The organism is Lacinutrix sp., assembly GCF_037625555.1.
In the GTDB taxonomy this organism is placed as follows: domain Bacteria; phylum Bacteroidota; class Bacteroidia; order Flavobacteriales; family Flavobacteriaceae; genus Lacinutrix.
Genome location: NZ_JASJHV010000062.1, coordinates 24,915 through 35,785 on the forward strand (window position 1 = coordinate 24,915; position 10,871 = coordinate 35,785).

Here is a 10,871-nt window from a genome sequence, read left to right on the forward strand (position 1 = left end):
TTGAGACTAAACTTCTTTAAACCTAAAGAAAAACGGCACACTATAGCTTTTTATAATATTGAAAACCTTTTTGATGTTTTTGATGATGAGATAACACGAGATTATGACATATTACCTACTTCTGAAAAACGATGGTCTGTAAAAGGTTATAAAAATAAACTTCGTAAAATTGGTTATGTTATCTCGAATATTGGCTTAAAAGAAGTAAAAAAACATCCAGCAATTGTAGGTTTAGCAGAAATAGAAAACGACGCCGTTTTAAAAGATTTAATAAGCTCTAAACATTTAGAAGAGCATAACTACAGTTTTGTGCATTATAACTCTCTAGATGAGCGTGGAATTGACGTTGCATTATTATATGATGCTACAGTTTTTAAAGTAGCTTTTTCCAAAACTTTTACTGTGCATTTAAAAGATGAAGATGGAGATATAGACCATACAAGAGACATACTTTTAGTTAGTGGTTTGTTTGAAGGTATAGAGTTGCACGTAATAGTAAACCATTGGCCATCAAGACGCACTGGTGATTTAGAAACAGCACATAAACGCCTTAAAGCATCACAAAAAGTAACAGAGATTATAAGCTTTTTAAAAGAAAAAAATCCTGTGGCTAAAGTTATTGTAATGGGCGATTTTAATGATGACCCAAATAGTAATAGCCTTAAAGCTTTAGAACTAAGTCATGGTCTTTTTAACCCAATGCGAACACTTATATCTAACGATCGTGGCACAACAAGTTATAATCAAAAATGGAACTTATTCGACCAGTTTTTAGTAACATATAATTTTTTTGAACGTAAAAAAAAGACGCTTCGCTATGTAAAGGCTAATATTTTTGATGAAGAATATTTAAAAGAATCAGAAGGCAAATACAAAGGCAGTCCATATAGAACTTATGTTGGAAAACATTATAAAGGTGGTTATAGCGATCATTTTCCTGTGTATATAATAGTCTCCAAAAAATAAATACTTATAACAAAATAGACTCACATTATTGAGTCTATTTTGTTATAAGCATACTATTTAAATTATTTTGCTCCTAACATTAATAACTCGTTACAAACAACTTCTGTGGTGTAACACTTTATGCCATCTTTATCGTCCCAAGAGCGTGTAGTTAATTTTCCTTCTACTGCAATTTCTTTTCCTTTTGTTACATACTTCTCTATTATTTGTGCCGTTTTACCAAAAGCAACAATTTTATGCCATTGTGTATCTGTAACTTTTTCTCCGTATGCATTTTTATAACTTTCATTTGTAGCTATAGAAAACTTTGCTACGGTGTTTCCCGATTCTAAATTAATAATTTCTGGATCTTGTCCTAAATTTCCAATTAACTGTACTTTGTTTCTTAACGTATTCATAAGATAAGTTTTTTTATATTGAATCTCATTAGTTCAATTCAACACTGCAAAGATGTAATAGAATCAAAATATTAAACGGTATTTACGCATTTAATGTCGATTGTAAACATTTGTAGTCGTTTGTAAACGAATAAATTGTATCTTTCGTAAAAATATTTTAAAATGAAAAAAAACTATTAATAATAGCTCTGGTACTTTTTAGTAATTGTATTGCACAACAAAACACACTTAAGTTTCCAGAAAACGGAAACTCTCCAAAAGCGAATTTAAAACAAGTGTCATGGATTCAAGGCCATTGGATGAGTGAAGCTTTTGGTGGAATTACCGAAGAAATATGGAGTCCGCCTTTAGGAGATTCCATGATGTTCTCTTTTAAATTAGTAAGCGAAGGCAAAGTTGTTTTTTACTAGCTTGGTGGCATTAGACAAATTGATGACACCTTGATTTTTCAATTAAAACATTATAGAAACGACTTAAAGGGTTGGGAAGAAAAAGACGAAACAATAGATGCTAAATTGGTTAAAATTGAAGAAAATCGTGTCTATTTTGATGATTTTACGTTCGAAAAAATAAGCGATAACGAAATTAATATTTATGTCGTTATAGACGAAAAAGGTAAAACCAAAGAAATGAAATTTAATTACAAAAAAAAGTAATGACATTTAATATAGAAACCGAAAGGCTCTTACTAAGAGAAATAAGGATTGAAGACTTAAACGGTATGTTTGAATTAGATTCTAACATAAATGTTCACAAATACTTAGGTAATAAACCTATTAAAACTAAAGCCGAAGCACAAAAAATTATTGAAAGCGTTTTACAACAATACACAGAACGTGGAGTAGGTAGGTTTGCTGTAATTGAAAAAGCAATAGGAGCATTTATTGGTTGGTCTGGAATGCGTTTAAACACAGAATACTACATGAATGGATTTACCAAGTATTACGATATTGGATATCGATTAATAGAACGTTTTTGGGGAAAAGGTTATGCTACAGAATCTGGTAAAGCAGCTTTAGAATATGCATTTAATGTTATGAAACTTCCTGAATTATATACTACCACAAAAATAAGTAATCAAGCTTCCCATAAAGCATTATTAAAAATAGGCTTACACTATAAAAACGATTTCTTTTTTGAAGCAGAACAAATGAATTTAAGATGGTACAACATTAAAAATCTAAACTTATGAATAAATCTTGTCCAGAATGTGGAGATAAAATTGTTGGCAGAATAGATAAGAAGTTCTGTAGCGATGGTTGTAGAAATGCACATAATAATAAAGTAAACAAAGACGGGAAAAATTTAATTAGAAATATTAATAATCGTTTACGCAAAAATTGGCGCATTCTAGAAAGTTTAAATCCAGACCAAAAAACAAAAACTACTAAAACAAAATTAGAAGCTAAAGGCTTCGATTTTAATTATTTTACAAGTACCTATACTACAAAAGTAGGCACTGTTTATTATTTTGTATACGACCAAGGCTACTTACCTTTAGAAGGCGATTTTTATGCTTTAGTAAAACGAAAATAAATAGATTATTATTTTAAATTAAGACCACATTAAAATGTTAAAAAAAAGCATCGCTTTATTAATTATTATAGTATCAGTTTATGTAAGCTTTCAAGCGTTATTACCAACAAAAATAACTGATCTTTCTACAAAAAAAAACGTTATTTTCTACAGAACGTGAACTGAATGTGCTTTTAATTGTTATGTTGTTTTGCTTATTTAAGCATTAACTTTTTTGTGACTTTACTGTTTTGATTATAAATATTTAAAAAGTAAACTCCCGAAGCATAACTGCTAATATCTACTTGATATTGGTTATTACTTGCCTTTATATTTTTTTGTTGAAGGACTAGTTTTCCAGTAATATCATATACATCAAAACTAAAGACTTCTGGTGTTTTGGTTTGAATGTTAAAGAGCCCATTTGATGGATTTGGATAGACTACAAAACCATTTGTATTAAACTCTTCTATACTTAATGGATTTTGTGTAACTACTAAATTATCTACAATAACACCTTCTCGAGTTACAGATTGATCTGAATGAAAAACAAATCTAAACATTATATTAGCTTCGTTAGTGAACGCAATTAAATCGTAACTATAATTAGATAGATTTACACTTTGTCCTGTCCATTGTGCTCCTGGGCAATTAAAACAATCATTCCCAGGCAAAGTACTGCTGTTATACCAATTTGGATCTGAAGCTGTACCTAAAACCGACCAATTTAAACCTTGATCTGTTGAGTATTCCATATATGCAATATCCCAATCTGTTTCTAATTGAAATGCCATATCAAATTGAATTACTGGACTTGAAAGTGATGTTAAATCGTAACATTCGCTTACTAAATAACTTTTTGTATTGTTTGTATATTGTCCTGCTAAGTTAGTTGCATATACCTGGTTTGCTGTGTCGTTTAATACATTTCCTGTAGGCACACCTCTTTGCCAATATTGTGTTGTTGCTCCATCGTCTACTACCAATAATTCTTCACTTACCGTTTCGAAAGTATTTACTACCTGTACAGCTGTAGAAGCATTGGCAAGAATTATTTTTTCTTCAGAATTATTATTAATACTGTAAGCATCGTTACTTGTATTAACAGAGGCTTTAAAAGTATGTGTTCCTTTTGCTAAAGCAATTTGTGGTAATGTTACAGTTGTTGATGCTTCAGAATTTAAATTTCCTAACCAATTAAAAACATTATCAATACCATCTAAAGTGTAAGTAATATCTACAGAGGTTATTACACTTATTCCATTATTAATAATTTCTACCTGAGGTGCAATATTAGCATTACATTCTATTGCTGTGCTTATTCCAGAAAGCGTGACTAATTTAATATCTGTTGGTGCTAATTCTGTTGGAATTAAAGATTGCCATACGCCTCTTCCATAAGTAGATGCGGTAATTTTATTATCAAATATATTAATTTCAATATCTGTAACATCTACATTTGGTAAGCCCGTGTTATATAATTCCCAAGTTAAAGTATCATCATCATAACGGTAAACACCTAAACTTGTTCCTAAAAACAATGGGTTTTTAGAATGAAGGTTTTGATGTTTAATAATGTTTTTAGTAACATTTGGTAATCCTGAAGAAATAGCATTAAAATTTAATCCACCATCAATAGACTTTAAAACTTGTCCGTTAGTTCCAGAAGTTGTAACGTAAACAATATTACTATCTGAAGTATTAACTTCTATAGAGGTAATGTTTCCAGAAAAAGATTCTATTTGAGTAAAATTAAGACCTCTATCAGTACTTTTTCTTAAAGAACCATTAAGTCCTACATACATATTATCTGGATTTAAATCGTCAATTTCTAGCACGTCTACTCTTATTCCAAAATTTTGAGAGATTTGTGACCAAGCACCATTTTCTAGTTTGTAAACCGAATTATATCCTGCATATAATTCACTGTCGCTATTCATAAATAAAGGTGTAATCCAGTTACCATTTTCTGGACTACCAACTGTGCTACTTATTCCACCTCCTGAGGTATTAGAAACATATAAATTTCCACCTCTTTGTATAAACCCATAATAAATATTTGAATTTGCAGGATCTATAGCTGTATCCATACCGTCTGCTCCATAATAATTTTGCCATGTATTGTTATTGAAAGCATGACCTCCATTATCTTGTAAACCACCAACCATTTTATTGGATGTTTGTTTTGAAATAGCAATACGATAAAACTGGCCTATTTGCATACCAGATGTTAGGTCTGTAAAACTTACTGCGGCATTGTCCGATTTGTAAAAACCTCCATCTGTACCTACTAATAATTCTCCATCAAAAAATCTAATAAAATGAATGTCTGCGTGTGTGTATGTTGAACTAAAAGGTGCGCTCCAATTATTTATTTTAGTAAATGTTGCTTGACCATTGTTTTCTATAATACCTTTCCAAACATTTAAAACACCTGTATATATTTCGTTTTCATTTGTGTCTGAAACTGCGAATGCCATATCGTACCAACTTTGTGTAGACTCGAAAATATCTCCCACTGTTCCAGGAGTTGCCACTGTTGAAAATGTGTTACCTAAATCACTAGATTTATAAACGCCTTTAAAACCATTAGCATTATCTGCCGCTAAAATATAAACTACATTAGGATTTGCTGGCGTAACATCTATTACCATCCTTGAATTATTAGCCAATGGTAATCCAGCAGCTGTTGTATTATTTATTATAAAAGTGTCTCCTGCATTTGTAGATTTAAAAAAACGATTTGAAGATACTGCATAAATAGTGTTTTCGTCTTGAGGATTGATTTTAATATCCCTAATATTTTGACCTTGAGTATTGTTATTATTACTCCAGGTTGTTCCTGCATTTGTAGATTTAAAGACACCATCGTTTGTTGCAACCCAAACAATGTTAGAATTACTTGGGTTAATATAAATATCATTCATACTATCTGGAGTATTACCTGCATTTAAACCTGTAGTGTTCCAGTTTAAACCACCATCTGTAGATTTCATAACTCCTATACTAACAGAATCTCCAGCATCATCGTCTCCTGTTGCTATATAAATTGTTCCTGGATTATTATAATCTACAGCAATACCAGACACACCAATTTGTGGTAAATTATCTGTATATGTTTCCCAATTTGCACCACTATCTGTAGATTTCCAAAACCCTCCTGCTGGTGCTCCAGCATAATAAGTTCCTGCAATTGCTTCGTCTTTTACAATTACATTTACACGTCCATGCCCAGAAGACCATGAACCAGTATTTGTATGTGTAAAAGGTCCTATAGGAACCCAATCGCTTTCATCTGTTTTAAAATTTTTAAAATTAGCACTGTTTTTAGTACTTAAATAAGTTTCCCAAAGATCTTGAGAAGTTGGTAATGTTCCTTCTGCATTTACAAATTTTTTCCAATAGTTTTCCCAACGTTTAAATGGCTTATAACCACTTCCTTTTACATTAGGATCTCTTGTTTCCCAGTAAGTATTAAAGGCATTAACTACTTCGTTAAACTTTACAGGATTATTTGTTTTTGCTCTTACTTCTACGTTTATATTTTTCATCCAAGGCGCATTTTTGTTGTATTGCGCTTGAGAAAAAGTAAAAAAGAATAAAGCTAGTAAGAAAAGTAAATTTTTCATCGCTATTTTTTTTGGTTAATTAAAATAGTCAATTAAAATGTTTAATTTGAAATTTTAACACTTTTTATCGTTGAAAACGGGCTTTTAATCTTCTTTTAAAAGCTTATTCATGTAAATATTATCAAAATCTGTTTTGATTTTTACCACTTCTGAAACATTATCATTTGGGATTGCTATGGATAATACGTAATGTGCAACTTTCCATTGGTTGTTTTCAAATTTCAAAACTCCTGAGCCTCTACAAAGCTTCATTTGGGTGTCTAACAACTCATCAAACCAAGCTATTTTTTGATCTTCATAAATGTAAATATTTCGCTCTAACGCTTTAAAACTCCATGCCTGACCATTATCAAAATACGGTTTTGAAAAAGTCTTAAACGCTTCATTTTGCCAATTTTCTGTTGGGTCTGTTCCTATAAAAACACCATCCTTAGTCATTAAATTAAAATAATTATCGAAGTTTGCTTCAGCTGCAGCCTTATGCCAACTATCTAATGTGGTATTAATACTTTTTTTAATGTCTTTAGTTGGTATGGGTTTGAATTGGCTGTTAGTTTCAATTTCTGTTTTACATGATATTAAAAAAATACTCAAGCATATTACAATAGCTAATCTCATAATTCTTGTGGTTTTATAATGTTTTGTGCTTCTTTTTCAAATTTCTTATTAATTTGAAGGGTAACAAAAGAGAAAGATTGAAAAAGCTCTTTAAGTGTTAATAGTTTTTCATCTTTAGTAGACGTGTTTAAGTTAAATACTTCCCTAAATTTTAATAATTTTGTTCTTAAAATTAGAACTCTTGCTTTAATTGGTTCACTATTAATATTGGCTGGCGTAGTTGTTTCAATGTCGTTGAGTGTAGTGTAAAAAACCTCATCGTCTGTTTTAAAAAATGTAAAATCTGCTAATTTTAATGCATCAATAGCTCTAGATGTAGTATTATATGCTTCCCAAGAATCTAGAGTTACTTTAGCTTTATTATCTATACCATACTCAACATAGTTAATTTTAGAAATGTCTTCTTTAGTAATTACTGTAGAATCATTTGCTGTTGTGTTTGTCTCTGTTGAAGAGGTTACTTCTTTTTTACATGCAGAAAGTAAAACTAAAAGAATTAGGATTGCTATATTTTTCATGTGTGTGTTTTAGTGCTCTTTTATTGCCTAACTTTGTTTGCTTTTAAGTATTATTTTATAAAAGTAATACTATCTTAATAATAATAGAAATTAAAAAAAATATACTTGATGACTACAAATATATTGTATTCACCCTTTTATGTTCTTAGTAATATCATAAAAAACTATTCATTACTAAATTTAACTATTAATAATTCTTAATATTCTTATAGTTGAATAAAATCTTATTATTTTTGGTTCACTTATATAGTAAAACTATGACATCAAAAATTTTAATTATTGGCGCTTGTGGCCAAATTGGCTCAGAACTTACGCATAAACTTAGAGAAATACATGGCGTTGATAATGTTATTGCTAGTGATATTAATACTCGAAAATTAGATTTAGTTAATTCTGGTCCGTTTGTAATTCTTGATGCTAAAAACTTTAATGCCATAAAAGACTGCTGTATAAATAATAATGTGAAAACTGTGTATTTAATGGCTGCATTATTAAGTGCAACTGGAGAAAAGTATCCTATGGAGGCTTGGGACTTAAACATGAATTCTCTATTTCACGTCTTAAATCTTGCCAAGCAAAAAATAATTGATTCTATATTCTGGCCAAGTAGTATTGCAGTATTTGGCCCTTCTACACCAAAGGAAGACACGCCACAATACACAACAATGGAGCCCACAACTGTATATGGCATTACCAAACAAGTTGGAGAGCGTTGGTGCGAATATTATCATCAAAAATATGATGTAGATGTAAGGAGCATAAGATATCCAGGAATTATTAGTTGGAAAACTTTACCAGGTGGTGGTACTACAGATTATGCTGTTGAAATTTATCATGAAGCTTTAAAAAACAAAAAATACGAATGTTTCCTGTCTAAAAACACAGCGCTTCCAATGCTATTTATGGATGATGCTATTAAAGCTACAGTAGATATTATGGCTGCAAAAGCAGATGCTATTAGAATAAGATCCTCTTACAATTTATCTGGTATTAGTTTTACACCAAAAGAAATTGCAGCATCTATACAAAAACATATTTCAGATTTTAAAATTACTTATAAACCAGATTTTAGGCAAAACATTGCAGATTCCTGGCCAAAAAGTATAAATGATAGTGAAGCAAGAGCGCAATGGAACTGGAAACACAGTTTAGATTTAGATGATATTACCAACGAAATGCTAACCAAGTTAAAAGCAAAATAGACTTTTAAAAGCAGCGTTTACATTTTATTTTCAAATAGTTAGACTGATTTTCTTATAAAATTACATTTAAATTTTACTCCACAAAAAAACCACTTACATTGCTGTAAGTGGTTTATAACTTGCTCCCCCTATTATTCAAAGTTGCAGCACATCTTCTTCTTTAGGCGATCTATTCGCCTTGGACGACATCCAATTCTGCTTCAACAATAACACTTAATTAACGAGTGTAAATTTCCTTTAATTGTGAAGGAAGTGGATTGATGATTCCTTGGTTACTAATTTGTGGCTAACGTCTTTGTATATGAAGCGTAGCGACCGAAAGGGAGCTATGATTTCATATACCTTGTTGTGCTTACGTTTTTTCAATATCAGTTTTGTAATTTTACTAATTCATCCTTTATTTGACTTAAAAGTATCTTAGATTCCTTCAATCCTTTTTTCTGAATTGGCTGCATGAAAATTGCTAAATTAAATTCAGAAATTACTAATTTCTTAAATTCTGGGTTATTAATATTATCGACAATCTCTTTGTAGGATACCAAATCACCCCGATAATTGATTTCACCATTATTTAATCCCAAATCTGGGATAATCTTATCTATTTCATCACCGTAATTTGGGCTTATTCTTTTTTGTTCTATTCTTTTATACTGATGCTCAACTTCAAAATAATACTTGCTTATGATTGATCGCAATTCCGAATTTTCTATTTTTATGAAGATTCCCGTATTTTTTAACTCTTCAAATGTGCTTGTTACAGGTTTAGGGTGTGCGAATGTAAAATCCATGCCTTGTCTTAAGTTATATAAAAGGCTAATCGAATCCATAATGTCATTTTTATTATTGGTTAGATGCGCTATGACGTTTCCTAACGCTTCTTGTTTTTCTAAAATAAGCTTATATGTCCAATTATAAGTCAAGGTATCAGCTACCAAATCATTTGATAATCTTTTCAAATAGTCAGCTTCAGAAATACTATCTAATTTATTAGTATTCCAATTATTAATAGATAGTGCAATTAAAATTCCAGTTATAACAAGAAAGATTTCTCCAACAGCATATTTTAAATACTCTCCAGTTTTGTTTTCCATTAGCAAGTTTTGTCTAATTTTTCTAAAGAATTTTATCATTGGTTATTAGCTGATTATAATGACATAACTTTTTTTTGTAAAGTCTAAATTTAATTTATTTAAAACTATTAGCGATTAAATGTGTTAAATATTTGATATAATACCGTTTCAGATTCAATAGGGTATAATTAGCTAGAAATTATCTTCAAGAATAATAAGTTATTTCCAAGAATAATATTTGGAAACCATAGGAGTGAAGTCGAACTATTTTGGGGAGGATTTGAAACTAATTCAAAACTGGTTACTTAATATTCTAGCCTCAACTTCCATCCAATGGTCGTTAACACGACCGTTTTTAATATATTCACTTATATATTCATAGTAGAATTTAAAGAACCCCATTTTCTGATATTGTTCCCAATGAATTCGTTCATGTGCTAAAATAGAACCCTTTCCAACACCTTCGTTTTTAAATTCTTCTTCTATGAAGATTCCAAATGGAGGAATTGTTGCCGCCATCTGTTTTCCTGGTATATCAAAAGATAGGTATGTAACATATTCTTTTTTAACAATATTATTGTAAATCATAAATCCAAGTGCTAGTAAAAAAAATACTTTTATAAATTTCTTCATTCGTGAAATTTTTAATGTCAGTTTTGTTCTAAAGGAAATTCATGATATAGTAAAAAGGGTTTAGTGTCAAACTCATTTACTATACCATCCGATATCTTTATTTTAAATAAGTAAAGATTAAGTTCAGTCCATTCCTCACCACTTACGTTAAAGTTAATATATTGCTCTATCACCGCTCTACCTTTAAACTTTGTTAACTTAAAACCATTAATAGCATATGATAATCTCCAATCTTCACTTTGAATAAAACCTACCCTCTTACTCTCACCAACCTTAAGTGTTTTTAAATGTTTTAAAATGACAGGTGAATTTCTAATATAAT

General features: G+C 30.2%; 11 protein-coding genes and 1 pseudogene. 5 read left to right on the plus strand and 7 right to left on the minus strand.

Going from position 1 to position 10,871, the window contains the following annotated elements:
* Window positions 1-966, plus strand: coding sequence for an endonuclease (locus QNK89_RS05000; protein WP_340169875.1), 966 nt, complete (start codon window positions 1-3; stop codon window positions 964-966).
* Window positions 967-1,028: 62 nt separating this feature from the next.
* Here QNK89_RS05000 and ssb read toward each other — a convergent pair whose 3' ends face one another.
* Window positions 1,029-1,364, minus strand: a complete 336-nt coding sequence (gene ssb, locus QNK89_RS05005) for a single-stranded DNA-binding protein (protein WP_340169877.1) — start codon at window positions 1,362-1,364, stop codon at window positions 1,029-1,031.
* Window positions 1,365-1,639: 275 nt separating this feature from the next.
* On the opposite strand from ssb, the pseudogene QNK89_RS05010 reads away from it, so the two are divergent.
* The 3 genes and pseudogenes from QNK89_RS05010 to QNK89_RS05020 all read left to right on the plus strand — a co-directional run bounded on the left by QNK89_RS05010 (window position 1,640) and on the right by QNK89_RS05020 (window position 2,900).
* Window positions 1,640-2,020, plus strand: a pseudogene (locus tag QNK89_RS05010) (DUF6265 family protein).
* Window positions 2,020-2,556: a GNAT family N-acetyltransferase gene (locus QNK89_RS05015; RefSeq protein WP_340169879.1), complete on the plus strand. Its 537-nt coding sequence runs from the start codon at window positions 2,020-2,022 to the stop codon at window positions 2,554-2,556. Before QNK89_RS05010 ends, QNK89_RS05015 begins: the two are co-directional and overlap by 1 nt.
* Window positions 2,553-2,900 carry a hypothetical protein gene (locus tag QNK89_RS05020; protein ID WP_340169881.1) on the plus strand — a complete coding sequence of 116 codons (348 nt, stop codon included), beginning with the start codon at window positions 2,553-2,555 and terminating at the stop codon, window positions 2,898-2,900. The genes QNK89_RS05015 and QNK89_RS05020 overlap by 4 nt, the downstream gene beginning before the upstream one ends.
* 194 nt (window positions 2,901-3,094) lie before the next feature.
* Here QNK89_RS05020 and QNK89_RS05025 read toward each other — a convergent pair whose 3' ends face one another.
* The 3 genes from QNK89_RS05025 to QNK89_RS05035 form a co-directional block, all read right to left on the minus strand.
* On the minus strand, window positions 3,095-6,508 hold the full coding sequence (locus QNK89_RS05025; protein ID WP_340169883.1) for a T9SS type A sorting domain-containing protein: 3,414 nt from the start codon (window positions 6,506-6,508) through the stop codon (window positions 3,095-3,097).
* Between the two features lie 84 nt (window positions 6,509-6,592).
* Window positions 6,593-7,126 (minus strand): nuclear transport factor 2 family protein, encoded by a 534-nt coding sequence (locus QNK89_RS05030; protein WP_340169885.1) that lies wholly within the window; start codon window positions 7,124-7,126, stop codon window positions 6,593-6,595.
* A complete protein-coding gene (locus QNK89_RS05035; protein WP_340169887.1) occupies window positions 7,123-7,644 on the minus strand; it encodes a hypothetical protein in 522 nt (173 codons plus the stop codon). The genes QNK89_RS05030 and QNK89_RS05035 overlap by 4 nt, the downstream gene beginning before the upstream one ends.
* A 257-nt stretch (window positions 7,645-7,901) precedes the next feature.
* Here QNK89_RS05035 and QNK89_RS05040 point away from each other — a divergent pair, with 257 nt between their 5' ends.
* On the plus strand, window positions 7,902-8,846 hold the full coding sequence (locus QNK89_RS05040) for an NAD-dependent epimerase/dehydratase family protein (RefSeq protein ID WP_340169889.1): 945 nt from the start codon (window positions 7,902-7,904) through the stop codon (window positions 8,844-8,846).
* A gap of 368 nt (window positions 8,847-9,214) precedes the next feature.
* Here the strand turns inward: QNK89_RS05040 and QNK89_RS05045 are convergent, their stop codons facing one another.
* From QNK89_RS05045 to QNK89_RS05055, 3 genes are all read right to left on the minus strand, one after another.
* The gene (locus tag QNK89_RS05045) at window positions 9,215-9,937 is read right to left on the minus strand and encodes a DUF6090 family protein (protein WP_340169891.1); all 723 of its coding nucleotides are present in this window, start codon (window positions 9,935-9,937) and stop codon (window positions 9,215-9,217) included.
* Between the two features lie 270 nt (window positions 9,938-10,207).
* Window positions 10,208-10,549 carry a hypothetical protein gene (locus tag QNK89_RS05050; RefSeq protein WP_340169893.1) on the minus strand — a complete coding sequence of 114 codons (342 nt, stop codon included), beginning with the start codon at window positions 10,547-10,549 and terminating at the stop codon, window positions 10,208-10,210.
* Between the two features lie 17 nt (window positions 10,550-10,566).
* Window positions 10,567-10,871, minus strand: a 305-nt coding sequence (locus QNK89_RS05055) for a hypothetical protein (protein WP_340169895.1), incomplete at its 5' end; no start/stop codon positions are given.

What these genes read in the sequence shown, in the direction of transcription:
- QNK89_RS05015 (WP_340169879.1), top strand. Translation starts at nt 2,020, where the DNA reads ATGACATTTAATATAGAAACCGAAAGGCTCTTACTAAGAGAAATAAGG.
- QNK89_RS05045 (WP_340169891.1), bottom strand. Translation starts at nt 9,937, where the DNA reads ATGGAAAACAAAACTGGAGAGTATTTAAAATATGCTGTTGGAGAAATC.
- QNK89_RS05025 (WP_340169883.1), bottom strand. Translation starts at nt 6,508, where the DNA reads ATGAAAAATTTACTTTTCTTACTAGCTTTATTCTTTTTTACTTTTTCT.
- QNK89_RS05035 (WP_340169887.1), bottom strand. Translation starts at nt 7,644, where the DNA reads ATGAAAAATATAGCAATCCTAATTCTTTTAGTTTTACTTTCTGCATGT.
- QNK89_RS05050 (WP_340169893.1), bottom strand. Translation starts at nt 10,549, where the DNA reads ATGAAGAAATTTATAAAAGTATTTTTTTTACTAGCACTTGGATTTATG.
- QNK89_RS05030 (WP_340169885.1), bottom strand. Translation starts at nt 7,126, where the DNA reads ATGAGATTAGCTATTGTAATATGCTTGAGTATTTTTTTAATATCATGT.
- QNK89_RS05020 (WP_340169881.1), top strand. Translation starts at nt 2,553, where the DNA reads ATGAATAAATCTTGTCCAGAATGTGGAGATAAAATTGTTGGCAGAATA.
- QNK89_RS05040 (WP_340169889.1), top strand. Translation starts at nt 7,902, where the DNA reads ATGACATCAAAAATTTTAATTATTGGCGCTTGTGGCCAAATTGGCTCA.
- ssb (WP_340169877.1), bottom strand. Translation starts at nt 1,364, where the DNA reads ATGAATACGTTAAGAAACAAAGTACAGTTAATTGGAAATTTAGGACAA.